The organism is Pseudorhodoferax sp. LjRoot39 (genome assembly GCF_964253035.1).
In the GTDB taxonomy this organism is placed as follows: Bacteria; Pseudomonadota; Gammaproteobacteria; order Burkholderiales; family Burkholderiaceae_C; genus Pseudorhodoferax.
Map to the genome: position 1 here is coordinate 370,645 of NZ_CAXUQL020000001.1, position 24,593 is coordinate 395,237.

General features: G+C 66.6%; 20 protein-coding genes and 5 tRNA genes. All 25 read right to left on the bottom strand.

What is annotated here, in order from left to right; genetic code table 11:
- Positions 1–58: 58 nt before the first annotated feature.
- A tRNA-Phe gene (locus ACSQ4M_RS01740) sits at positions 59–134 on the bottom strand.
- Between the two features lie 20 nt (positions 135–154).
- On the bottom strand, positions 155–859 hold the full coding sequence (locus ACSQ4M_RS01745) for a response regulator (RefSeq protein ID WP_436187962.1): 705 nt from the start codon (positions 857–859) through the stop codon (positions 155–157).
- A gap of 43 nt (positions 860–902) precedes the next feature.
- Positions 903–3,233, bottom strand: a complete 2,331-nt coding sequence (locus ACSQ4M_RS01750) for an ATP-binding protein (protein ID WP_436187963.1) — start codon at positions 3,231–3,233, stop codon at positions 903–905.
- Entirely contained in the window at positions 3,179–3,751 is a 573-nt protein-coding gene (locus ACSQ4M_RS01755) for a DUF4390 domain-containing protein (RefSeq protein WP_436187964.1), read from the bottom strand. The genes ACSQ4M_RS01750 and ACSQ4M_RS01755 overlap by 55 nt, the downstream gene beginning before the upstream one ends.
- 10 nt (positions 3,752–3,761) lie before the next feature.
- Positions 3,762–5,087 (bottom strand): 16S rRNA (cytosine(967)-C(5))-methyltransferase RsmB, encoded by a 1,326-nt coding sequence (gene rsmB / locus ACSQ4M_RS01760; protein ID WP_436187965.1) that lies wholly within the window; start codon positions 5,085–5,087, stop codon positions 3,762–3,764.
- Positions 5,088–5,091: 4 nt separating this feature from the next.
- Positions 5,092–6,369: an NAD(P)/FAD-dependent oxidoreductase gene (locus ACSQ4M_RS01765; protein ID WP_436187966.1), complete on the bottom strand. Its 1,278-nt coding sequence runs from the start codon at positions 6,367–6,369 to the stop codon at positions 5,092–5,094.
- 13 nt (positions 6,370–6,382) lie between these two features.
- The gene (locus ACSQ4M_RS01770; RefSeq protein WP_436187967.1) at positions 6,383–6,700 is read right to left on the bottom strand and encodes a c-type cytochrome; all 318 of its coding nucleotides are present in this window, start codon (positions 6,698–6,700) and stop codon (positions 6,383–6,385) included.
- A gap of 91 nt (positions 6,701–6,791) precedes the next feature.
- Entirely contained in the window at positions 6,792–7,346 is a 555-nt protein-coding gene (locus ACSQ4M_RS01775) for a LemA family protein (RefSeq protein ID WP_436187968.1), read from the bottom strand.
- A 105-nt stretch (positions 7,347–7,451) separates the two neighbouring features.
- Positions 7,452–11,669 (bottom strand): DNA-directed RNA polymerase subunit beta', encoded by a 4,218-nt coding sequence (gene rpoC / locus ACSQ4M_RS01780; RefSeq protein ID WP_436187969.1) that lies wholly within the window; start codon positions 11,667–11,669, stop codon positions 7,452–7,454.
- Positions 11,670–11,696: 27 nt separating this feature from the next.
- The gene (rpoB, locus tag ACSQ4M_RS01785) at positions 11,697–15,809 is read right to left on the bottom strand and encodes a DNA-directed RNA polymerase subunit beta (RefSeq protein WP_436187970.1); all 4,113 of its coding nucleotides are present in this window, start codon (positions 15,807–15,809) and stop codon (positions 11,697–11,699) included.
- A 276-nt stretch (positions 15,810–16,085) separates the two neighbouring features.
- Positions 16,086–16,463, bottom strand: a complete 378-nt coding sequence (gene rplL, locus ACSQ4M_RS01790) for a 50S ribosomal protein L7/L12 (RefSeq protein WP_436187971.1) — start codon at positions 16,461–16,463, stop codon at positions 16,086–16,088.
- 43 nt (positions 16,464–16,506) lie between these two features.
- Positions 16,507–17,043 carry a 50S ribosomal protein L10 gene (gene rplJ, locus ACSQ4M_RS01795; RefSeq protein WP_436187972.1) on the bottom strand — a complete coding sequence of 179 codons (537 nt, stop codon included), beginning with the start codon at positions 17,041–17,043 and terminating at the stop codon, positions 16,507–16,509.
- Positions 17,044–17,276: 233 nt separating this feature from the next.
- The gene (gene rplA, locus ACSQ4M_RS01800) at positions 17,277–17,972 is read right to left on the bottom strand and encodes a 50S ribosomal protein L1 (protein ID WP_436187973.1); all 696 of its coding nucleotides are present in this window, start codon (positions 17,970–17,972) and stop codon (positions 17,277–17,279) included.
- Complete coding sequence (gene rplK / locus ACSQ4M_RS01805; protein ID WP_326538630.1) at positions 17,973–18,404, bottom strand: 50S ribosomal protein L11; 432 nt, start codon at positions 18,402–18,404, stop codon at positions 17,973–17,975. It abuts the gene before it with no gap.
- Between the two features lie 151 nt (positions 18,405–18,555).
- Positions 18,556–19,143 (bottom strand): transcription termination/antitermination protein NusG, encoded by a 588-nt coding sequence (gene nusG, locus ACSQ4M_RS01810; protein ID WP_436187974.1) that lies wholly within the window; start codon positions 19,141–19,143, stop codon positions 18,556–18,558.
- Complete coding sequence (secE, locus tag ACSQ4M_RS01815) at positions 19,144–19,527, bottom strand: preprotein translocase subunit SecE (protein WP_056665927.1); 384 nt, start codon at positions 19,525–19,527, stop codon at positions 19,144–19,146.
- A 98-nt stretch (positions 19,528–19,625) separates the two neighbouring features.
- Positions 19,626–19,701: transfer RNA gene (locus ACSQ4M_RS01820), tRNA-Trp, on the bottom strand.
- 10 nt (positions 19,702–19,711) lie between these two features.
- Positions 19,712–20,902, bottom strand: coding sequence for an elongation factor Tu (tuf, locus tag ACSQ4M_RS01825; protein ID WP_436187975.1), 1,191 nt, complete (start codon positions 20,900–20,902; stop codon positions 19,712–19,714).
- 71 nt (positions 20,903–20,973) lie between these two features.
- Positions 20,974–21,048: transfer RNA gene (locus ACSQ4M_RS01830), tRNA-Thr, on the bottom strand.
- Positions 21,049–21,078: 30 nt separating this feature from the next.
- A tRNA-Gly gene (locus ACSQ4M_RS01835) sits at positions 21,079–21,152 on the bottom strand.
- Between the two features lie 97 nt (positions 21,153–21,249).
- A tRNA-Tyr gene (locus tag ACSQ4M_RS01840) sits at positions 21,250–21,335 on the bottom strand.
- A 13-nt stretch (positions 21,336–21,348) separates the two neighbouring features.
- Positions 21,349–22,083, bottom strand: coding sequence for a uracil-DNA glycosylase (locus tag ACSQ4M_RS01845; RefSeq protein ID WP_436187976.1), 735 nt, complete (start codon positions 22,081–22,083; stop codon positions 21,349–21,351).
- Positions 22,080–22,874 (bottom strand): indole-3-glycerol phosphate synthase TrpC, encoded by a 795-nt coding sequence (gene trpC, locus ACSQ4M_RS01850; protein WP_436187977.1) that lies wholly within the window; start codon positions 22,872–22,874, stop codon positions 22,080–22,082. Before trpC ends, ACSQ4M_RS01845 begins: the two co-directional genes overlap by 4 nt.
- An 8-nt stretch (positions 22,875–22,882) precedes the next feature.
- Positions 22,883–23,914, bottom strand: coding sequence for an anthranilate phosphoribosyltransferase (gene trpD / locus ACSQ4M_RS01855; RefSeq protein ID WP_436187978.1), 1,032 nt, complete (start codon positions 23,912–23,914; stop codon positions 22,883–22,885).
- 24 nt (positions 23,915–23,938) lie between these two features.
- The gene (locus ACSQ4M_RS01860) at positions 23,939–24,589 is read right to left on the bottom strand and encodes a LysE family translocator (RefSeq protein ID WP_436187979.1); all 651 of its coding nucleotides are present in this window, start codon (positions 24,587–24,589) and stop codon (positions 23,939–23,941) included.
- Positions 24,590–24,593 lie beyond the last annotated feature (4 nt).

Sequence of the window (24,593 nt, forward strand, 5' to 3'; positions counted from 1 at the left end):
GCGCAGCACCAAAGACAAAGGCGCTGCAACCTGAAAGATTGCAGCGCCTTGTTTTATTTGGTGGCCTGGGTCGGAATCGAACCAACGACACGCGGATTTTCAATCCGCTGCTCTACCAACTGAGCTACCGGGCCGGGGAGCCTATGAGTATATATCAAATTGCCGCGCGTTTACCGCGCGAGAGATCGACACCCAATTGTTTGAGCTTGCGGTACAGGTGCGTGCGCTCCAGACCGGTCTTCTCGGCGACGCGTGTCATGGAGCCGCCTTCCTGGGCCAGGTGGAATTCGAAGTAAGCCTTCTCGAAGCCGTCGCGCGCTTCGCGCAGGGGCTTGTCGAGCTCGAAGGTCTGGCGCGCCTGCGGGCCGCTGTCGGCCACCACCACCGCAGGAGCACCGCCCAGCGCGCCCGGCACGGTGACCGCATCGGCCGGCTCCGCCTTGGCTTCGGCCGCGCCGGGGATGGCCACGCCCGACAGGCCCGGCTTGCGCAGCGCATTGCGGGCCAGCGCCTGCTCCACGGCCTTGAGCAACTTTTGCAGCGTGATCGGCTTTTCGAGGAAGGAGTGCGCGCCGATCTTGGTCGCCTCGACCGCCGTGTCGATGGTGGCGTGGCCACTCATCATGATGACCGGCATCGTCAGCGTGCCTGCGCTCGACCACTCCTTGAGCAGCGAGACACCGTCCGTGTCGGGCATCCAGATGTCCAGCAGCACCAGGTCGGGACGTGCACGTGCGCGGGCCGCGCGGGCCTGGGCCGCGTTCTCGGCCAGCTCGATGTTGTGGCCTTCGTCGTTGAGGATTTCGGAGAGCAGATCCCGAATCCCCAGTTCGTCGTCGACCACGAGTATGTTTGCCATTGTTCAGAAGAAGCGCAGTTGCCGTTTGCTGTCGAGCGGGCGGCTAGGCCACGCCATCGACGGCGAATGATAACGACACTTGCGCGCCGATCACGGCACCATCGACCACGCGGTTCGCCAGGTCGATGCGCGCATGGTGTTCGTCGGCGATCTTCTTGACGACCGCGAGGCCCAGTCCGGTGCCGCGCGGCTTGGTCGTCACGTAGGGCTCGAACGCGCGCTTGAGCAGAGCTTCGGGAAAGCCCGTGCCCTGATCGCGCACCGACAGGCGCACACGCTGCGTTTGTTCCAGCCACTGCGTGCGCAGGCGCACGGCCCCGCCGTCTTCCGCGCTGGCCGTGCGGCCACAGGCCTCGGTGGCGTCCTGTGCGTTTTGCAGCAGGTTGTGGATGACCTGGCGCAGCTGCTCGGCATCGCCGCGGATGGGCGGGCAGCGCGCGTCCAGGTCCAGCAGCACCGGCACCGCAGCGCCTTCCTGTGGGTACAGCTGCATGACGTTGTGCACCAGCGCATTGAGGTCCAGCGGCTTGAGATCGGCCGCGGGCAGCCGGGCGTAGTCGCGGAACTCGTTGACCAGCCGCTTGAGCGCATCGACCTGCTCGACGATGGTGCGCACGGACTTGGCCAGCAGCGCGCGCTCGGTCTCGCCTTCGAGCTTGGGCTCGAGCTTCATCTGCAGCCGCTCGGCCGACAGCTGGATCGGTGTGAGCGGGTTCTTGATCTCGTGCGCGAGACGGCGCGCCACCTCGCCCCAGGCCTGCGCGCGTTGGGCCGAGACGATCTCGGAGATGTCGTCGAACACCAGCAGCCGCGTCTGGTCGGGCAGCTGCGCGCCGCGCGCCAGCAGCACCACCGCATCCTGCGAGAAAGCCGACTGCGCGGCATGCAGTTCGAAGGACTGCTGCCAATGGTCCAGGTTGTGGTGGTCGCGGCCTTCGTCAAGCCGCTCGAACTGGGTCTGCACGCTCTGCGCGAGCAGGTCCAGGCCGCCGACCGCGGCCAGCGGCTGGCCTTCGAAGGCGGCCAGCGGCGCGCGCAGGATGCGCGTGGCGCCGGGATTGGACGACAGCACGTGGCCGCGCGCATCGAGCACGATGACGCCGGAGGTCAGGTTGTCCAGGATGGTCTGCAGGTTGGCCCGCGCGTGGTCGAGCTGCTCCATGCTGTGGTCGGCGGCCTGGCGCGCATCGGACAGCTGTTGCGTCATCTCGGCGAACGAGCGCGTGAGGCCGGCCAGCTCGTCGCGACTTTGCAGCACGGCCTTGGGCGTGAGGTCGCCAGCGGCCACCTGGCGCACGCCATGGGCCAGCAGCAGCAGCGGGCGCGCCAGCTGGTTGCCCAGCAGCACCGCGAGCAGCACGGCGCCGAACACCGCGAGGAACAGGCTCAGCGTGAGCGTACCGATGTACATGCGCTGCAGGCCGGTGCGTGCCAGCGCGCGCTCCTGGTATTCGCGGTTGGCCTCCTGCACAGCCAGCGCGTTGTCCACCAGCACCTGGGGCAGGCGCTGGCTGGCCTGCAGGAAGCGCGGCTCGGCCAGCAGGCCCACGCTGGCGCTGGGCACCAGCGCCAGGGCCTTGACGCGGCCTTGCGCGGCCACGCCGGGCACCGGGTCGTCCAGGCCCTCGACCATGGCGACCACGCGCTGGTTGCGCGCGTTGCGCAGTTGCTGGGCCGTGACACGCTCGGGCGTGAGCAGCATGCTGGACGGGCCCGCGCTGGCGATCAGCTGGCCGGTGGCGCTCCACAGCACCACCTCGCTGGCCGCCAACTGGTCGCGGATGCGCTCCAGTGCCAGCCCGGCCGCGGCGTCCGGCACCTCGGCCAGCTGGCCGCTGGCGATGCGGGTCTTGTTGCCCAGGTCGTTGGCCAGCACCTCCAGCGTGGTGCGGCCCAGGTTCACGCCCGCATCGAGCGCGCCCTCGACCTTGACGTCGAACCAGCTTTCGATGGAGCGCGAGACGAACTGGTAGGACACGACGTAGATGACCAGGCCCGGCACCAGCCCGACCAGGGCGAAGATGGCCGCCAGCTTGACCAGCAGCCGGCTGCCGAAGCGCCCGCGCCGCACGCGCACGGCCAGCCGCACCATGGCCCACAGGATCACGGCGGCCAACACGCTGGCGACCACCACGTTCAGCACGAACAGCCGCGCGTAGTTGCGCTCGTAGAGCTCGCGGTTGTTGGTGGCCTGGGCCAGCAGGAACAACAGCACCAGGCCCAGGCCCAGGATCACGGCGGCGCCGATGCCCATGGCCCAGCGGATCGCACGCGCGCGGCGCGGGTCCACGCCGCCGGCGGCCTGCGGCAGGCCGGTGCTCACTTGCTGCCTTCCGCCGGCAGCTTCACGCTGGCGCTGGCCGCGATGCTCCATTCAGACTGCCCGACCGCACCGATCTGGAACGGCCGCGGCAGCTGCGACACATCCAGCCCGAAGCGAAAGCGCAGCAGGTGCGCGCTGTCGCTGGGGATGTCGGCGGCGCGCGCGATGGGCCAGCGGCCGAAGCGTTGCACGCTGGCCAGTGCCTCGGGCAGCGAATCGAAGGTCTGCGCCAGCGTCACGCCCAGACCGGAGGTCTCGATGGGCCGCGCGCCGACGTTGAGCCGCCAGCGCCGCGTGAGCGGCTGGTAGGCCAGGCGCATGTGGCGCGTGGCGCTGGCCACGGTCTTGTCGGTCCAGTACCAGCGCTCGCGCACGATCTCGGCCTCCGCCACGAAGAACATGGGGATGCCCTTGTGCAGCGCGTCCTCGACCTGGGCACTGAGCTCGAACTGCACCTCGGCGCTGAGCTCCAGCTCACCGTCCACGCGTTGCACCATGAGCTGGGTGATCGCCGCCGGCCCCGGCGTCGGCGGGTCGGCCTGCGCCAAAGCGCAGGCCAGCAGCAGCACCAGCCAGACGCTAGCGCGGGCCTTTCTCCAGCAAGCTGTAAAAAAAACCGTCGTTGTCACGCGGACGATTGTCCGGGACGGCCGGCGCACCCGCGGCGCTGCAAGGGATTAAATGGCCGGGCGATGGCAGCAATCGCGCCTCACTGTGGTGCGCAAGAAACGTTTCGATGCGCTCGCGGCCTTCGGCCGGAAACACGGAACAGGTGGCGAACAGGAGCCGGCCGCCCGGGGCCACCAGCGGCCACAGCGCCTGCAGCAGCCGGTCCTGCTGCGCCACGAGCTGGGCGATGTCGCTCTCGCGGCGCAGCCAGCGCACGTCGGGGTGGCGCCGCACGATGCCCGAGGCGCTGCAGGGTGCGTCCAGCAGGATGGCGTCGAAGGGCTGGCCGTTCCACCAGGCGGCGACATCGGCCGCGTCCGCAGCGCGCACCTCGGCCGCCAGGCCCAGGCGCGCCAGGTTCTCGTGGATGCGGGCGCAACGGGCCGGGTCCACGTCCAGCGCGGTCAGCGCGGCGTCGGCGCATTCGAGCAGGTGGGCCGTCTTGCCGCCCGGCGCGGCGCAGGCGTCCAGCAGGCGCAGCGGGCGGTCTGCCGGCCGCGCCAGCCCCCGCAGCAGCAGCGGCGCGGCCAGCTGGGCCGCGGCATCCTGCACCGACCAGGCGCCCTCGGCATAGCCGGGCAGCTCGGGCACCGGGCGTGGGCGCGGCAGCAACAGGCCGTCGTCGCCGATGGGCCGGGCCGCGATGCCTTCGGCCTCCAGGCGCGCCTGCATGGCGGCCACGGTGCTGCGGCGCCGGTTCACGCGCAGCGTGAGCGGCGCGGCATGGTCGGAGGCCTGCAGCACGGCCTGCCAGTCCTGCGGCCAGTCGCGCTGCATGCGGGCGATCCACCAGCGTGGGTGATTCCATTGCGCGACCGGGTCGCGCGCGCTCGCTGCGACCAGCGCATCGCGCTCGCGCAGGAACCGGCGCAGACAGGCGTTCACGAAACCGGACTGCGCGCGCGCGCCACCACGGCGGGCCGCCTCCACGGCCTGGTCGACCAGCGTGAACGGCGTGTAGGGCGCATGCGCTTCGTCCCACACGAGCGCCAGCGCCAGGCACAGCAGCGCATCCACGGCCGGTGCCGGCGGGCGCTTGGCCAGCAGGCTGCGCAGGGCCTCGGCCCGGCCGAGCTGGCGCAGTGCATGGAACAGCAGGGCCTGGGCCGCCGGCCGGAACGCCGGCGCGACGGCGGCCAGCGCGGTGGTCGCGCTCTGGCCGGCGCGCACGGCCTGCAACGCTGTGGCCGCGGCCTGCAATTGCCGCCACAGCGGTGGGGCCTGGGTGGTGTTCAAACGCTCATCCCAGCGTGTCCGCCCAGATGTTCTGCGCCCAGTTCATCGCGTAGACGCCTTCCAGTTCGGTCGGGCCCGTGCTCACGCCGCCGGAGCCGGCCACGGTCTTGAAGGTCTTCTCGGCCGCGTCGTAGGCGTGCACGCTGGCCACGTGGACCACGTTGCGGTCGTCGACGAAGCTGTAGCAGGTGTTGTTGAGCATGGGCGCGGGGTTGATCTCCCAGCCCGCGAGCTGCGCGACGATGGCCGCGGCCGCCACCTTGCCATGGCCATTGGCCATGTGGCCGCTCTTGGGCATGGCCGGTGCGATCTGGATCGAATCGCCGATCACGAACACGTCGCGTGCGGCGGTCGATTCGAAGCTCTGGTAGTTCACGCCGCACCAGCGGTTGTTGGCCAGGTTGTTGAGGCCGGCCTGCACCGCGATGGCGCCTGCGCGCATGGACGGCAGGGCGTTGATGACCTGGGCCTTGACGTCGTCGTGCACCTCGAACTTGACCAGGCCGGCCTTGGCGTCGACCGCCACGGTCTTGTGCTGCCCGCGGTACTCGACGATGCCTTTGTACTGCTCGGCCCAGACCTTCTTGAACAGCGGGCCCTTGGAGGTGACATCAGGGTTCGCGTCCAAGATCAGCACCTTGCTGCGCGGCTTGAAGTTCTTGAAGTACCAGGCCACCTGGCTGGCACGCTCGTAGGGCCCGGGCGGGCAGCGGTACGGCGCTTCGGGGATGGTGATGGCGTAGACGCCGCCGTCGGGCATGGCCTCGAGCTGGCGGCGCAGCGCCACGGTTTCCGGGCCGGCCTTCCAGGCCTGCAGGATCTGGCCCGAGGCCTGTGCGGCCTGCAGGCCCTCGATGCTGCCGAACTGCAACTCCACGCCGGGCGAGACCACCAGCTTGTCGTAGGCGATGGTGGCGCCGCCGGCCAGCTTGACGGTGCGCGCCGCGGTGTCGATGGCGGTGGCGCTGTCGCGCACGCGCGTCACGCCATGGCGACGCGTGAGCCCGGTGTAGGGCGAGGTGACCTCGGCGATCTGGCGGCTGCCGCCGATGACGAGGTTAGAGATCGGACAGGAGACGAAGGCCTCGTTGGGCTCGATCAGCACCACGTCGATCTTGTAATCCGACAGCATGCGCACGTACTTGGCCGCGGTGGCGCCACCGTAGCCACCGCCGATGACCACGACCTTGGCCTTGGAGGGAATGGCGCCCGTGCTGGCGCAACCGGCCAGGCCCAGCATGGCCAGGCCGGCGGAGGAATGCAGGAAGGAACGTCGTTGCATGGTGGGGCGCTCCTTATTTGCTCTGGGCCGCGAAGTAGGCGGCAATCTGCGCGATCTGCGCCTCACTGTAGCCCTTGGCCAGCTGGTGCATGATGGTCGCGCTGCGCGTGCCGGCCTTGAACGCAGCCATCTGCGCGATCAGCTGCTCGGCCGGCATGCCGGCCAGGGACACCACGCTGGAGCCTGGCTGCGCCTTGCCCTGGGTGCCGTGGCAGTTGGCGCAGGTGGCCGCCAGGCTGCGCATGTACAGCGCGTCCCTGTCCTGCGCCGCAGCTGGCATCGCCGTCGCGGCCAGGCTGGCCGCGGCGGCCAGCATCATGTTCCATCGCATGGGCAGCTCTCCTCAGGGTTGCTTGTCTTGGGGGGGCGCCAGTATCCACGACGGCATGCAGCCCCGACAGACATTCTCTGCACATGCTCGGCTACAGCGTGCGCGCCCGCTTGAAGCCGAACAGCCAGGCCAGCAACACCGCCGGAAACTGCCGCACCGCCCGGTTGTAGACCTCGACCGCGGCCGCATAAGCACGCTCGGCGCCCTGGACCTGCGTGCCCACGGCCTCCCAGTCCGAGCGCAGCGCCGCCACTGGCTGGCCGCTGCGCGCGCGCGCCAGCGTCTCATCGTCCAGGTACTGCCAGGCCATGGCCAGCACGGCGCGCGCAGCCACCAGCCCGGCCATGGCGGCCGCATCGGAAGGCTTGCCGCGCACCGCTGCCAGGGAGGCCGAGAACTGCGCACTGGCGGCCCGCAGATTGCTCCACGCATCTCCGGCCCGCGGTGGTGCATTGCCTGGCGGCGGCTCGGGCGCATGCTCGGCCATCCAGGCAGCATAGCGCTCCAGCTGCGCCACCAGACTGGCGAAGATGGACCACACCTTGGTGCGCAGGCGCACCAGGCGGTTGTAGGCGCCCACGCCCCAGAACAGCAGCACCGCGGCCCCGCCTCCCCAGGCCAACCAGGTGCTCCAGCTTGCATGCATCACGTCCACGTCTCCATCGATCGGTCACCCATGAAAAAACCCCGGGGCCATGATAGGCAGCCCGGGGTTGGGCCGGCATGACGCCGGCACGGAGCACGGTTCGGCTTACTCGCCGGCCGGAGCCTCGCCAGCGGCGTCTGCCGTGGCTTCCTGGCCCGCCAGTTCGGCGGCTTCGGCTTCGGCGATGGCACGGCGCTCGGCGTCGTCCATCAGGTCCTTGGCCTTGCGTGCCTGGTGGTAGGCCATGCCGGTGCCCGCGGGGATCAGGCGGCCGACGATGACGTTTTCCTTCAGGCCGCGCAGCTCGTCGCGCTTGCCCATGATGGCCGCTTCGGTCAGCACGCGCGTGGTTTCCTGGAAGGACGCCGCGGAGATGAACGAGTCGGTCGACAGCGAGGCCTTGGTGATGCCCAGCAGCACGTTGGTGTAGGTCGGCGGGATCTTGCCGTCGCGCTGCAGCGCTTCGGAGGTGTTCAAGATCTCCGAACGCTCGACCTGTTCACCCGCGATGTAGCCGGACTCGCCGACGTTGTCGACCACGACACGGCGCAGCATCTGGCGAACGATCACCTCGATGTGCTTGTCGTTGATCTTCACGCCCTGCAGGCGGTAGACGTCCTGCACTTCGTCGACGATGTAGCGCGCCAGTTCCTCGACACCCAGCAGGCGCAGGATGTCCTGCGGATCGGCCGGGCCATCGACCACGGATTCGCCCTTGTTGACCACCTGGCCTTCGTGCACCACGATGTTCTTTTCCTTGGGCACGAGGTCTTCCCAGACCTTGCCTTCCGGATCGGTGATCTGCAGGCGGATCTTGCCCTTGGTCTCCTTGCCGAACGACACGGTACCGGTCTGCTCTGCGAGCAGGCCCTTGTCCTTGGGCGTACGGGCTTCGAACAGCTCGGCCACCCGCGGCAGACCGCCGGTGATGTCGCGCGTCTTCTGGCCTTCGACCGGGATGCGGGCCAGCACTTCGCCAGGACCCACTTCCTCGCCATCACGCACCTGGATCAGCGCACCGATCGGGAAGCCGATGGTCACCGAGTGGTCCGTGCCGGGGATCTTGACTTCGTTGCCATTGGCATCGACCAGCTTGATCTGCGGACGCACGACCTTCACCGCGCCGCGACGCTTGGGATCGATGACCACCAGCGTGGACAGGCCCGTCACGTCGTCGACCTGGCGAGCGACCGTCAGGCCCTCTTCCACGTTCTCGAACTTCGAACGGCCTGCGAACTCGGTGATGATGGGGCGCGTCAGCGGATCCCAGTTGGCCAGCACGGTGCCGGCCTTGATGGCCTGGTCGGCCTTGACGGCCAGCGTCGCACCGTAGGGCACCTTGTGGCGCTCGCGCTCACGGCCGTGCTCGGAGATGATGATCTCGCCCGAACGCGCGATCACCACCAACTCGCCCTTGCTGTTGGTCACGTAGCGCATCGTGGCGTTGAAGCCCACCGAACCGCTGGACTTGGCTTCCACGCTGGAGGCGATCGCCGCACGCGAGGCCGCACCACCGATGTGGAAGGTCCGCATGGTCAGCTGCGTGCCGGGTTCGCCGATCGACTGGGCGGCGATCACACCGACCGCTTCGCCCATGTTGATCAGGCCACCGCGGCCCAGGTCGCGGCCATAGCACTTCGCGCAGATGCCGAAGCGCGTGGCGCAGGTCAGCGCGGTGCGGACCTTGACCTCGTCGACGCCGGCGGCTTCCAGCCCGTCGATGGTGTCTTCCTCCAGCATCTCGCCGGCAGCCAGCAGCACCGAGCGGTTCTCCGGGTGCAGCACGTCCTCGGCCGTGGTGCGGCCCAGCACGCGGTCGCGCAGCGATTCGATGACTTCACCGCCTTCGACGATGGCGCGCATGACGGTGCCGTCGTGCGTGCCGCAATCGTCTTCGGTCACGACCAGATCCTGCGTCACGTCGACCAGGCGGCGCGTCAGGTAACCCGAGTTCGCCGTCTTCAGCGCCGTGTCGGCCAGACCCTTTCGCGCACCGTGGGTGGAGATGAAGTACTCCAGCACGTTCAGGCCTTCACGGAAGTTCGCCGTGATGGGCGTCTCGATGATGGAGCCGTCCGGCTTGGCCATCAGGCCCCGCATGCCGGCCACCTGGCGGATCTGCGCGGCGGAACCGCGGGCGCCCGAGTCGGCCATCATGTAGATGGAGTTGAAGGACTCCTGGTCCACTTCCTTGCCGTGGCGGTCGATGACCTTCTGCTTGGAAAGCTGGGCCATCATCACCTTGGACACTTCGTCGCCCGACTTGCCCCAGATGTCCACCACCTTGTTGTAGCGCTCGCCGGCGGTCACGAGACCGGAGACGTACTGCTGCTCGATCTCCTTCACTTCCTTCTGGGCGCGCGCGATGATGCCGGTCTTCTCCTTGGGCACCAGCATGTCGTCGATGCAGATGGAGATGCCGGCCTTGGTCGCCAGGCGGAAACCGGACTGCAGCAGCTTGTCGGCGAAGACCACGGTCTCCTTCAGGCCGCACTTGCGGAAGCTGACGTTGATCAGCTTGGAGATTTCCTTCTTCTTGAGCGCCTTGTTCATGTTGGAGAACGGCAGCCCCTTGGGCAGGATCTCCGACAGCAGCGCGCGGCCACCCGTGGTTTCCACCAGGCTGGTCGAGGGCACGAACTCGCCCGTGGCCTTGTCCTTGGTGTACTCGGTCAGGCGCACGTTGATCTTGGCGTTCAGGTCGAGCTCGCCCGCGTCGAAGGCACGGCGCACTTCACCGGTGTCGGCGAAGATCAGGCCCTCGCCCTTGCCATTGATGCGCTCGCGCGTCGTGTAGTACAGGCCCAGCACCACGTCCTGCGACGGCACGATGGACGGCTCGCCGGAGGCGGGGAACAGGATGTTGTTGGAGGCCAGCATCAGCGTGCGGGCTTCCATCTGCGCTTCCACGGACAGCGGCACGTGCACGGCCATCTGGTCGCCGTCGAAGTCGGCGTTGAAGGCCGCGCAAACCAGCGGGTGCAGCTGGATCGCCTTGCCTTCGATCAGGATGGGCTCGAAGGCCTGGATGCCCAGGCGGTGCAGCGTGGGCGCCCGGTTCAGCATGACCGGGTGCTCCTTGATGACCTCTTCCAGGATGTCCCAGACCACCGGCGTGCCGGATTCGACTTCCTTCTTCGCGGCCTTGATGGTGGTCGCGATGCCCATGGCTTCCAGGCGCGAGAAGATGAAGGGCTTGAACAGCTCCAGCGCCATCAGCTTGGGCAGGCCGCACTGGTGCAGCTTGAGCGTCGGGCCCACCACGATGACCGAACGGCCCGAGTAGTCGACGCGCTTGCCCAGCAGGTTCTGGCGGAAGCGGCCGCTCTTGCCCTTGATCATGTCGGCCAGGGACTTCAGCGCGCGCTTGTTCGCGCCCGTCATGGCCTTGCCACGGCGGCCGTTGTCCAGCAGGCTGTCCACCGCCTCCTGCAGCATGCGCTTCTCGTTGCGCGCGATGATTTCCGGAGCCTTCAACTCCAGCAGACGGCGCAGACGGCTGTTGCGGTTGATGACGCGGCGGTACAGGTCGTTCAGGTCCGACGTGGCGAAGCGGCCGCCGTCCAGTGGCACCAGCGGACGCAGGTCCGGCGGCAGCACGGGCAGCACGTCCAGCACCATCCACTCAGGCTTGATGCCGGACTTCTTGAAGGCTTCCAAGAGCTTCAGGCGCTTGGCGTTCTTCTTGATCTTGACTTCGGAGCCGGTCAGGTCGTTGCGCAGCTTCTCGATGGCATCGTCGATGTCGATGCTCTCCAGCAGGTCCTTGATGCCCTCGGCACCCATCTTGGCCTGGAACTCGTCGCCGTATTCCTTGCGCTTCGCGTCATGGTCGTCTTCGGTCATGATCGCGTACTTCTTCAGCGGGGTCATGCCGGGGTCGGTCACGACATACGCTTCGAAGTACAGCACGCGTTCGATGTCGCGCAGCGTCATGTCCAGCACCAGGCCCAGACGCGAGGGCAGCGACTTCAGGAACCAGATGTGCGCGCAGGGCGCGGCCAGGTCGATGTGACCCATGCGCTCGCGGCGCACCTTGGTCTGCGTGACTTCCACGCCGCACTTCTCGCAGATCACGCCGCGGTGCTTCAGGCGCTTGTACTTGCCGCACAGGCACTCGTAGTCCTTGATGGGGCCGAAGATCTTGGCGCAGAACAGGCCGTCGCGCTCGGGCTTGAACGTGCGGTAGTTGATGGTCTCGGGCTTCTTCACCTCACCGAAGGACCAGGAACGGATCTTCTCGGGCGAGGCCATGCCGATCTTGATTGCATCGAAATGCTGATCCGGCGTGAACTGCTTGAACAGGTCGAGTAGTGACTTCATAGCGTTGTTTCCTTTGCCTTGCCCTGATTAGCTGCGTTCCAGCTCGATGTCCAGGCCCAGGGAACGGATTTCCTTGACCAGCACATTGAACGATTCCGGCATGCCGGCCTCGATGGCGTGTTCGCCCTTGACGATGGACTCGTACACCTTGGTACGGCCGACCACGTCGTCGGACTTCACGGTCAGCATTTCCTGCAGGGTGTAGGAAGCACCGTAGGCTTCCAGCGCCCACACTTCCATTTCCCCGAAACGCTGGCCGCCGAACTGGGCCTTGCCGCCCAGCGGTTGCTGCGTGACCAGCGAGTACGGGCCGGTCGAACGCGCGTGCATCTTGTCGTCCACCAAGTGGTGCAGCTTCAAGAAGTGCATGTAGCCCACAGTGGTCGGGCGCTCGAAGCGCTCGCCCGTGCGACCGTCGAACAGGTAGGCCTGGGTGCGCGTCTCCGTCAGGCCCTTGGCCGCGGCGACTTCGTCCGGGTAGCCCAGCTTGAGCATGGCGCGGATGTCTTCTTCGGCAGCGCCGTCGAACACCGGCGTCGCGAAGGGCACGCCCTGCGACAGGTTCTGCGCCATCTCCAGCACCTGGGTGTCGTCCAACTCGGACAGGTCTTCCTTGCGGCCGGCGCTGTTGTAGACCGACTCCAGGTAGCCCCGCAGCTCGTTGGCACGCGCCTCGCGCTGCAGCATGTCGCCGATGCGCTGGCCGATGCCCTTGGCCGCCCAGCCCAGGTGCACTTCCAGCACCTGGCCCACGTTCATGCGCGAAGGCACGCCCAGCGGGTTCAGGCAGATGTCGCACGGCGTGCCGTCGGCCATGTGGGGCATGTCTTCGACCGGAACGATCTTGGACACCACGCCCTTGTTGCCGTGGCGGCCGGCCATCTTGTCGCCGGGCTGCAGGCGGCGCTTGACGGCCAGGTAGACCTTGACCATCTTGAGCACGCCCGCGGGCAGCTCGTCGCCCTGCGTGAGCTTCTTGCGCTTTTCTTCGAAGGCCAGGTCGAAACTGTGGCGCTGCTGCTCGATCGAGTTCTTGATCGACTCGAGCTGGCTCGCGACTTCGTCTTCCGCCGGGCGGATGTCGAACCAGTGGAACTTCTCGACCGAAGCCAGGTAGGCCTTGTCGATCTTCGTGCCCTTGGCCAGACGTTGCGGGCCGCCGTTGGCGACGCGGCCGTTCAGCAGCTTCTCGATCCGGTCGAACGCGTCGGCCTCGACGATGCGCAGCTGGTCGTTCAGGTCCAGGCGGAAGCGCTTGAGTTCGTCGTCGATGATCTGCTGGGCGCGCTTGTCGCGCTGGATGCCTTCGCGCGTGAACACCTGCACGTCGATGACCGTGCCTTGCGAGCCCTGGTCCACGCGCAGCGAGGTGTCCTTCACGTCGGAAGCCTTCTCGCCGAAGATGGCGCGCAGCAGCTTCTCTTCGGGCGTCAGCGTCGTCTCGCCCTTGGGCGTGACCTTGCCGACCAGCGTGTCGCCGGGCATGACTTCGGCGCCCACGTAGATGATGCCGGACTCGTCCAGGCGGTTGAGCTGCTGCTCTGCCAGGTTCGGGATGTCGCGCGTGATTTCTTCTGCGCCCAGCTTGGTGTCGCGGGCCATGACCACCAGTTCCTCGATGTGGATCGAGGTGTAGCGGTCGTCGGCGACCACGCGTTCGGAGATCAGGATCGAGTCTTCGAAGTTGTAGCCGTTCCAGGGCATGAAGCCGATCAGCATGTTCTGGCCCAGGGCCAGTTCACCCAGGTCGGTGGAGGCGCCGTCGGCCACCACGTCACCCTTGGCCAGCAGGTCGCCACGCTTGACGATGGGGCGCTGGTGGATGTTGGTGTTCTGGTTGGAACGCTGGTACTTGATCAGGTTGTAGATGTCCACGCCGACTTCACCGGCGACGGCTTCGGCGTCGTTCACGCGCACCACGATGCGGGTGGCGTCCACGTAGTCGACGATGCCGCCACGGCGGGCCGTGACGACCGTGCCGGAGTCGACCGCGGAGACGCGCTCGATGCCGGTGCCGACGAACGGCTTCTCGGGACGCAGCACGGGCACGGCCTGGCGCTGCATGTTGGCGCCCATCAGCGCGCGGTTCGCATCGTCGTGCTCCAGGAAGGGCACGAGCGAGGCCGCCACGGAGACGATCTGCGCGGGCGACACGTCCATGTACTGGATGCGCTCGGCGCTGACCAGGATGGATTCACCCTTCTCGCGCGCAGACACCAGCTCGCCGGTCAGGCGGCCTTCGGCGTTCAGCTCGGCATTGGCCTGGGCGATGACGTACTTGCCTTCCTCGATGGCCGACAGGTAGTCGATCTGCATCGTGACCGTGCTGTCGACCACGCGGCGGTACGGCGTCTCGATGAAGCCGTACTCGTTCAGGCGGGCGTACAGGGCCAGCGAGTTGATCAGGCCGATGTTCGGGCCTTCGGGCGTTTCGATCGGGCAGACGCGGCCGTAGTGGGTCACGTGCACGTCGCGCACTTCGAAGCCGGCGCGTTCGCGGGTCAGACCGCCCGGGCCCAGGGCCGAGACGCGGCGCTTGTGCGTGATCTCGGACAGCGGGTTGGTCTGGTCCATGAACTGCGACAGCTGCGAGGCGCCGAAGAACTCCTTCAGGGCCGCGGAAATCGGCTTGGAGTTGATCAGGTCGTGCGGCATCAGCGGCTCTTGCTCGGCCTGGCCCAGACGCTCCTTGACGGCCTTCTCGATGCGGGCGAGGCCGGCGCGGTACTGGTTCTCGGCCAGTTCGCCGACGCAACGCACGCGGCGGTTGCCCAGGTGGTCGATGTCGTCGACTTCACCGCGGCCATTGCGCAGGTCCACCAGGATCTTGACCACGGCGAGGATGTCCTCGTTGGTCAGCACCATCGGGCCGGTGGATTCATCGCGGCCGACCTTGGCGTTGAACTTCATGCGGCCCACGCGCGACAGGTCGTAGGTGTCCGGGTTGTAGAACAGGCGCTGGAACAGGGCCTGCACGGCGTCTTCCGTCGGCGGCTCGCCGGGGCGCATCATGCGGTAGATGGCCACGCGCGCGGCGAACTCGTCGGCGGTTTCGTCCGAGCGCAGGGTCTGGCTGATGTAGGCGCCCTGGTCGAGTTCGTTGGTGTAGATCGCGGGCAGGTCCTGCACGCCGGACTGGCGCAGCTTCTTGAGCAGCGCTTCGGTCAGCTCGTCGTTGGCCTTGGCGATGATCTCGCCGGTGTCGGCGTCGACGATGTTGCGCGCGACCACGCGGCCGATCAGGAAGTCTTCGGGCACGCTGATGTGCGTGGTGCCGGACTGCTCCAGGTCACGCGTGTGGCGGGCCGTGACGCGCTTGTCCTTGGCCACGACCACCTTGCCCGACTTGTCGGTGATGTCGAAGCGTGCCACTTCGCCGCGCAGGCGTTCGGCGACGAACTCCATCTGCGCGCCACTGTCCATCAGGCGGAAGTTGTCGTTGACGAAGAAGTTCGCCAGGATCGATTCCGGGTTCAGGCCGATGGCCTTGAGCAGGATCGTGACCGGCATCTTGCGGCGGCGGTCGACGCGGAAGTACAGGATGTCCTTCGGGTCGAACTCGAAGTCCAGCCAGGAACCGCGGTAGGGAATGATGCGCGCGGAGAACAGCAGCTTGCCCGAGCTGTGCGTCTTGCCCTTGTCGTGCTCGAAGAACACGCCCGGCGAACGGTGCAGCTGCGAAACGATCACGCGCTCGGTGCCGTTGACGATGAAGGAGCCCTTCTCGGTCATCAGGGGCACTTCGCCCATGTAGACCTCCTGCTCCTTGACTTCCTTGACCACCTTGGACTGCGGCGTCGACGACTCGCGGTCGTAGATGATCAGCTGCACCTTGGCGCGCACGGCCGAGGCGAAGGTCAGGCCGCGGGTCTGGCATTCGCGCACGTCGAACGCTGGCTTGGCGAGGTTGTACTCGACGTACTTCATCTCGACGTAGCCGTTGTGCGAGACGATCGGGAAGGCCGCGTCGAACGCCGCCTGCAAGCCTTCGGTGGCGCGCTTGCCTGGGACGATGTCTGCCTGCAGGAAGGCCGTGTAGGCGTCCTTTTGCATCTGCAACAGGTAGGGAACGTCCAACACGCTGTCGCGGCTGCCAAAGTTCTTGCGAATGCGCTTGCGTTCGGTGTAGGTATAGGCCATGAATTCTCCGGGCGAGGATACAAATCCTGCGACTGAGGCACCGGCACATGCTCCTGTGCGGTGAACTTGGCGGCTGGCCACTACCAACCTATGGCGGACGGCGATGCGTTGCACATCGCCCGGACCAAGTCGTCTTTTGCAGTCGAGTCAAAAGACACTCGAAAGCGGGATTGAACCGCTTTCGGCTGCCCTTTGCAGCGGGGTGTTTTGCAACACCCCACAAGCACCAAAGGCTGGAGGCCCGGATCGGACCTCCAGCCTTGGCGAACCAAGTGATTACTTGAGTTCGACCTTGGCGCCAGCGTCTTCCAGCTTCTTCTTGGCGGCTTCGGCGTCGGCCTTGGCGATGGCTTCCTTGACGTTCTTCGGAGCGCCGTCGACCAGGTCCTTGGCTTCCTTCAGACCCAGGCCCGTGATTTCGCGCACGGCCTTGATGACGGAGACCTTGTTCGCGCCGGCTTCGAGCAGCACGACGTTGAATTCGGTCTTCTCTTCAGCGGCTGCAGCAGCAGCGCCGCCGCCGCCGGCTGCCGGAGCGGCCATGGCGGCTGCGCTCACGCCGAACTTCTCTTCGATGGCCTTGACCAGGTCGTTGAGTTCGAGGACCGTCATGCTGTCGAGGGCGGTCAGGAATGCGTCTTTATCGAATGCCATTTTGATTTCCTAAATAAGTTGGTTGTGCCGCGTGATCGTTCGATCAGGCTGCGGCGGCTTCGGCTGCGGGAGCCTCGGCTGCGGGTTCTGCGCCTTCGCCCTTCTTGGCGGCCAGCGCGCCCAGCACAACGGCCGTGCGCGAGATCGGGGACATCAAGAGGCCACAGATCTGGGCCAGCAGGACTTCCTTCGAAGGGATGTTCGCCAGTTGCTTGACGCCGTCGACGTCCAGGGCCTTGCCACCGAATGCACCGCCGCGGATGACCAACTTGTCGTTGGTCTTCGCGAACTCGGACACCACTTTCGCGGCGGCCACGGCATCGGCAGAGAAGCCATAGATCAGCGGGCCAGTCATCTGGTCGGCCACGACTTCGAATGCGCTGCCGGCCACGGCACGGCGGGCCAGCGTGTTCTTCAACACGCTGAGGCTCACGCCGTTGCTGCGGGCTGCAGAGCGCAGACGGGTCATGTCAGCGACCGTGATGCCACGGTATTCCGCCATCACGAGCGTTTGAGCTTGAGCGGCGAGTCCGGTCACTTCGGTGATGACCGCTTCTTTCTCACTGCGATTAAGACTCAAGGTCTACTCCTTAGTTTGTGTCTTCGGGCCGGAGCCTTCCGACACGCCTTCTTGCAGCGACCAACTGTTCAGGAAAAAATCCATCTGCAGCGGGATCGCCATCTGCGTTGGTTGCTTGCGCGATTAAGTCCCTGTGAGGAGACGCCAACGGTCTTGGATGGCCCGGGCGACTTTGCTGCCGCCCGGCCCACCACCTTGGGCCACCCCTTGCAGGGCGGCCCAAATTCTTGCGATTACGCCGAGATGGACTGGGTGTCCACGCGGACGCCCACACCCATGGTCGACGAGACCGCCACCTTGCGCAGGTACAAGCCCTTGCTCGAAGCCGGCTTGGCCTTGGTCAGTGCATCGATCAGGGCCACCAGGTTGCCTTGCAGCTTGTCCGAATCGAACGAGCGGCGGCCGATGGTGCCGTGGATGATGCCGGCCTTGTCGACGCGGAACTGGACCTGGCCAGCCTTGGCGTTCTTCACAGCCGTGGCGACGTCGGGCGTCACGGTGCCAACCTTGGGGTTGGGCATCAGGCCGCGCGGGCCCAGGATCTGGCCCAGCGTACCGACGACGCGCATCGCGTCCGGTGCAGCGATGACCACGTCGAACGGCATGTCGCCAGCCTTGACCATGGCGGCCAGGTCGTCCATGCCGACGATGTCGGCGCCGGCGGCCTTGGCTTCTTCGGCCTTGGCGCCCTGGGCGAACACGGCGACGCGCTTGGTCTTGCCGGTGCCGTTGGGCAGCACGACGGCGCCACGCACGACCTGGTCAGACTTCTTGGCATCGATGCCCAGCTGCACGGCCACGTCGATGGACTCATCGAACTTGGCGGTGGCGGCTTCCTTGACGATGGTCAGCGCATCGGCCAGGGCGTACAGCTTGGTGCTGTCGATCTTGCCCTGTTGCGACTTTTGCTTCTTGGTCAGCTTGGTCATTTAGACGCCCTCCACCGTGATGCCCATGGAACGGGCGGAACCGGCCAGCGTGCGGATGGCGGCATCCACGTTCGCGGCGTTCATGTCCTTCAGCTTGGTCTTGGCGATCTCTTCCAGCTGCGCGCGGGTGATCTTGCCGACCTTGACGGTGTGCGGCGTGGCCGAACCCTTGTCCAGCTTGACGGCCTTCTTGATCAGGACGGTCGCGGGCGGCGTCTTGATGATGAAGGTGAAGCTCTTATCCGCGAAGGCGGTGATCACCACCGGCAGCGGCAGACCGGGCTCGACGCCTTGGGTCTGGGCGTTGAACGCCTTGCAGAACTCCATGATGTTCAGGCCGCGCTGACCCAGAGCCGGGCCGATCGGGGGGGACGGGTTGGCCTTACCAGCTGGCACTTGCAGCTTGATGAAGCCGACGATTTTCTTCGCCATGAATGAACTCCTTGCGGGTGATAACGCGTCGGTCAGCCTGTGCAGGCCGCCTCGGCTCCCCGGGGGTGAAGACTCTAGCTAACACACAGCAACCGCGCCGAGTCGAAAAGCGCGGTGCCGTCGAGGCCGGGCTCGCGCCCGGCGCTCTGGATCAGGTTTTCTCGATCTGGCTGAATTCCAGCTCGACAGGGGTGGCGCGGCCGAAGATGGTGACGGACACGCGGACCTTGTTCTTGTCGTAGTTGACTTCCTCGACCGAACCGTTGAAGTCGGTAAAGGGGCCTTCCTTGACGCGCACGTACTCGCCGACCAGGAACTCGACCTTGTGGCGCGGCTTCTCCACGCCTTCCTGCATCTGGCTGACGATCTTGACGACCTCCTCTTCGGAGATCGGGGCCGGACGGTTCTTGGCGCCACCGACGAAGCCGGTCACCTTGTTGGTGTGCTTGACCAGGTGCCAGGACTCGTCGTCCATCAGCATCTCGACGAACACATAGCCCGGAAACAGGCGACGCTCGGTCGTGCGGCGCTGGCCGTTCTTGACCTCGACGACCTCCTCGGTCGGCACCAGGATGCGGCCGAACTTGGACTGCATGCCCGCGCGCGTGATGCGCTCGGTGATGTTGCGCTCGACAGCCTTCTCCATGCCCGAATAGGCATGGACGATGTACCACCGGAAATCCGGATTGGTCGGGCCCGGCATCGCGTCCGTCGCGGGAGATTCCACTGCGTCAGTCATTTATCGCTTCCAGCCCAAGATGAGGTCGTACAGCACCCATTCCAAGGTCTTGTCCGTGAACCACAGGAACAAGGCCATGACGACGACGAAGGCGAACACGTACGCCGTCATCTGCATGGATTCCTTGCGCGTCGGCCAGACCACCTTCTTGACCTCGCGCCAGGCGTCGCGGCCGAAGGCGATCAGCTGGCGGCCGGGCTCGCTGCTGAAGAACAGGGCCACGGCAGCGGCCAGCCCGACGATCAGCGCGCCCCACTGGGCCACCTGGCCTTGCTTGCCGAGCAGGTAAAAGCCAGCCAGCGCCGCAATGACGAGCGCAGCGGACACGGCCAACTTGGCCTTGTCCGCGCCGGTACTGACAGTTTCAACTTGCGAAGTCGCCATTTCGGCCCTAATGCTGCAATCAAACACTTAGCGCCGTTCAGACGCTAAAGCCCGTCAGGCAAGTGACGGGCTTTTTTCGGAGACCACCTGGGTTCAGGTGGCAGGGGCAGTAGGAATCGAACCTACAACCTTCGGTTTTGGAGACCGACGCTCTGCCAATTGAGCTATACCCCTCCGAATCACATCACTCGATGATCTTGGCGACCACGCCGGCGCCGACGGTCTTGCCGCCTTCGCGGATGGCGAAGCGCAGGCCTTCTTCCATGGCGATCGGGTTGATCAGCTTGACGGTGATCGACACGTTGTCGCCAGGCATGACCATTTCCTTGCCTTCGGGCAGGCTGATCGCGCCGGTCACGTCCGTCGTGCGGAAGTAGAACTGCGGGCGGTAGTTGTTGAAGAACGGCGTGTGACGGCCACCTTCGTCCTTGGACAGCACGTAGATTTCCGACGTGAAGTGCGTGTGCGGCTTGATCGAGCCAGGCTTGCACAGCACTTGGCCGCGTTCGACTTCTTCGCGCTTGGTGCCGCGCAGCAGGATGCCGACGTTGTCGCCAGCCTGGCCTTGGTCCAGCAGCTTGCGGAACATTTCCACGCCGGTGCAGATGGTCTTGGCCGTGGGCTTGATGCCGACGATCTCGATTTCTTCGCCGACCTTGATGATGCCGCGCTCGACGCGGCCGGTCACCACGGTGCCACGGCCGGAGATGGAGAACACGTCTTCCACGGGCATCAGGAAGGTGCCGTCGATGGCGCGCTCGGGCGTGGGGATGTAGGTGTCCAGCGCTTCGGCCAGCTTCAGGATGGCGCCTTCGCCCAGGTCGCCCTTGTCGCCTTCCATGGCGAGCTTGGCCGAGCCGTGGATGATGGGGGTGTCATCGCCGGGGAATTCGTACTTGTCCAGCAGTTCGCGCACTTCCATTTCGACGAGCTCGAGCAGTTCGGCGTCGTCCACCATGTCGCACTTGTTCAGGAACACGATGATGTAGGGCACGCCGACCTGACGGGCCAGCAGGATGTGCTCACGGGTCTGGGGCATCGGGCCGTCGGCGGCCGAGCACACCAGAATGGCGCCGTCCATCTGGGCGGCACCGGTGATCATGTTCTTGACGTAGTCGGCGTGGCCGGGGCAGTCCACGTGGGCGTAGTGGCGCGTGGCGGTTTCGTACTCGACGTGCGCGGTGTTGATCGTGATGCCGCGGGCCTTTTCTTCGGGAGCCGCGTCGATCTGGTCGTAGGCCTTGGCCTGGCCGCCGAACTTGGAGGCCAGCACCGTCGTGATCGCTGCCGTCAGCGTGGTCTTGCCGTGGTCCACGTGGCCGATGGTGCCGACGTTCACGTGCGGCTTGGTCCGCGCGAATTTCTCTTTTGCCATGTTTCGACTCCGAAAAAAATACGTTCCAACTAGCCAAGCGCCCGGCACTCCACATGGAGTGCCGGGAATCATGGTGCCCTTTGCGGGAATCGGACCCGCGACCTCTCCCTTACCAAGGGAGTGCTCTACCACTGAGCCAAAAGGGCGCTCAAACTTTGCTGACGATCGATGCCTGCTGGAGCGGGAGACGGGAATCGAACCCGCGTCATTAGCTTGGAAGGCTAGGGTTCTACCATTGAACTACTCCCGCCTTGCGCCTGCCGCCATCCGGATGGATTCACGACAAACACTGCGCTTTCGCAACACTCCAACTACCGATCGATCGCCAACCTGACCTCAAAAATCACTGGTGGAGAGGGCTGGATTCGAACCAGCGTACTCGTAAGAGGGCAGATTTACAGTCTGCTGCCATTAACCACTCGGCCACCTCTCCAGCGAACTCAGGACTATAGCAGAACTTTTTGACTCTGCACATCCGTCGTAGCGGACAAGCACCAATTTATTGTCTGACCGCGTTCGGCGAGCCAGCGGCTGGCCTGGCCGAAGTGGCCGCAACCGATGAAGGGCACGGGCGGGCGCAGCGCCGACAGCGGCGATGGATGGTTGGCCATCAGCACCAAGGCCTCGCGGCCCGCGGCCTGGGCCGTGCGCGCGATCAAGGGTGCCTTGGCCTGGGCGTGCGCCCCCCAGAGCAGGTAGACGCAGGGCGAAGCCACCGCCGCCACCTGGGCGATCAGTGCGTCGGTCAGGGCCTCCCAGCCCTTCTTGGCGTGGCTGGCGGCCTGGCCGTCTTCCACCGTGAGGCTGGTGTTGAGCAACAGCACGCCCTGCGCGGCCCACTCGGCCAGCGAGCCGCCGGCCGGCATGGGATGGCCCAGGTCGCGCTGCAGCTCCTTGAAGATGTTGCGCAGCGAAGGCGGCAGCCGCACGCCCGGCGCGACCGAGAAGGCCAAGCCTTCGGCCTGGCCGGGCCCATGGTAGGGGTCCTGGCCCAGGATCACGGCGTGCACGCGCTCGGGCGGCGTCAGCCGCAGCGCGCGCAGCGGCTCGGGCGGATAGACCACCGCGCCAGCGGCCTGGCGCGCAGCCAGGAACGCCTGCAGCCGCAGGCCCTCGGGGCTTGCGGCAAAGCTGTCGACCACCGGCTGCCAGCCGGCCGCGACCGGGCCGAATGCCGTCATGCGCCGAACAGCTGGGCCAGCGCCTCGCCCGGCTCGGGCGCGCGCATGAAGGCCTCGCCGACCAGGAAGGCGTGCACACCGGCCGTGCGCATGCGCTGCACGTCGGCCGGTTGCAGGATGCCGCTCTCGGTCACGAGCAGGCGGTCGGCCGGCACGGCGGCCTGCAGATCCAGCGTGGTCTGCAGCGAGACCTCGAAGGTGCGCAGGTTGCGGTTGTTGACGCCGATCAGCGGGGTCTTGAGCTTGAGCGCACGCGCCAGCTCGGCCGCGTCGTGCACCTCGACCAGCACCGCCATGCCCAGGTGCAGCGCGATGGCCTCGAACTCGGCCATCTGCGCGTCGTCCAGGATCGCGGCGATCAGCAGCACGCAGTCCGCGCCCATCACCCGCGATTCGTAGATCTGGTACGGATCGACCATGAAGTCCTTGCGCAGCACGGGCAGCTGGCAGGAGGCGCGCGCCTGCTTCAAGTAGTCCACGCTGCCCTGGAAGAACTGGCGGTCGGTCAGCACCGACAGGCAGGCCGCCCCGTACTCGGCATAGCTCTGCGCGATGTCGGCCGGGATGAAGTCTTCGCGCAGCACGCCCTTGGAGGGGCTGGCCTTCTTGACCTCGGCGATCACGGCAGCCTTGCCGGCGGTGACCTTGGCGCGCAGCGCGCCGACGAAGTCGCGCGTGAGCACGCGCGACTCGGCGTCCTCGCGCACCTCGGCCAACGGCTTGCGGCCCTTGGCGAGCAGCAGCTCCTCGTGCTTGACGGCAACGATCTTCTTCAGGATGTCTTCGGACATGGTGTTCCTCAAGCCTTTGCAAGCGATTGGGTGAGGGCCGCGAACTGGTCCAGTTTGAACTTGGCAGCGCCCGAAGCAATGGCCTGGCGCGCAGCGGCCAGGCCCTCTGGAATGGAGGCGCAGACATTGGCCGCGTACAGCGCCGCGCCGGCATTCAGCACCACGATGTCGTAGGCGGGGCCGTGCTCGCCGTCGAGCACGCCGCGCAGCATGGCCTGGGACTGCTGCGGCGTTTCCACACGCAGCGCGCGGTTGCTGACCATGGCCATGCCGAAGTCTTCGGGATGGATCTCGTACTCGCGCACCTCGCCGTCCTTGAGCTCGCCAACCAGCGTGGACGCGCCCAGGCTGACCTCGTCCATGCCGTCCTTGCCGTAGACCACGAGCGCATGCTCGGCGCCCAGGCGCTGCAGTGCGCGCACCTGGATGCCGACCAGGTCCGGATGGAACACGCCCATCAGGATGTTGGGCGCGGACGCCGGATTGGTCAGCGGCCCCAGGATGTTGAAGATGGTGCGCACGCCGAGCTCCTTGCGCACGGGCCCCACGTTCTTCATGGCGGGATGGTGGTTGGGCGCGAACATGAAGCCGATGCCGACCTCCGCGATGCATTGCGCGATCTGCTCGGGCGTGCGGTTGATGTCCACGCCCAGCGCCTCCAGCACGTCGGCGCTGCCGGACTTGCTGGACACGCTGCGCCCGCCGTGCTTGCTGACCTTGGCGCCGGCCGCCGCCGCGACGAACATCGAACAGGTCGAGATGTTGAAGGTGTGCGAGCCGTCGCCGCCGGTGCCGACGATGTCGACCAGATGGCGCGTGTCGGCCACCTGCACCTTGGTCGCGAACTCGCGCATGACCTGGGCCGCGGCCGTGATCTCGCCGATGGTTTCCTTCTTGACGCGCAGGCCCGTGATCAGCGCGGCCATCATCACGGGCGAGCACTCGCCGCGCATGATGAGCCGCATGATGTGCAGCATCTCGTCGTGGAAGATCTCGCGGTGTTCGATGGTGCGCTGCAGCGCTTCCTGGGGGGTGATCATGGGAAGGTCTTTCGAAAGAGGGGATCAGCGCGCCGGGCTCTCGGCCCAGGCAAGGCGCAGGCCGAAACCGATGAACAGCACGCCGGCCACACGGTCCAGCCAGGCCAGGCCGCGTTGCACGGACGCACGCCGCGCCATCCAGGCCGCGGCCAGCGCCCAGCCGACATTGACCGGGATGGCATTGAGGTTGAACAGCACGCCCAGCCCCACGAACACCCAGGCCGTGTCGGCGGTGCCCGGTGCGATGAACTGGGGCACGAAGGCCAGGAAGAACAGGGCCACCTTGGGGTTCAGCACGTTGGTCCAGAAGCCGTCGAGGAACACCCGACGCGGCGCCACGGGCGCGCCCACGGGGCCCGCCTGGGCCTGGGCGAGCGGGCTGCTGCCAGGGCGTGCGAACAGCAGGCGCAGGCCGGTGTACGCGAGGTAGGCCGCCCCCACCCACTTGAGCACGTTGAAGGCCGTGGCCGAGGCCGCCAGCAAGGCGCCCACGCCGATGGCCGCAGCCGCCACATGCACGAAGCAGCCGGCCGTGATGCCCAGCCCGGCAAGGATGCCGGCGCGCACGCCGCCGCGTAGCGCGTGGCGCACGATGCACAGCACGTCGGGGCCCGGCGTCAGGTTCAGCAGCCAGCCGGCCGCGATGAACAGCAGCAGATGGTGGAAATCGGGCATGCGC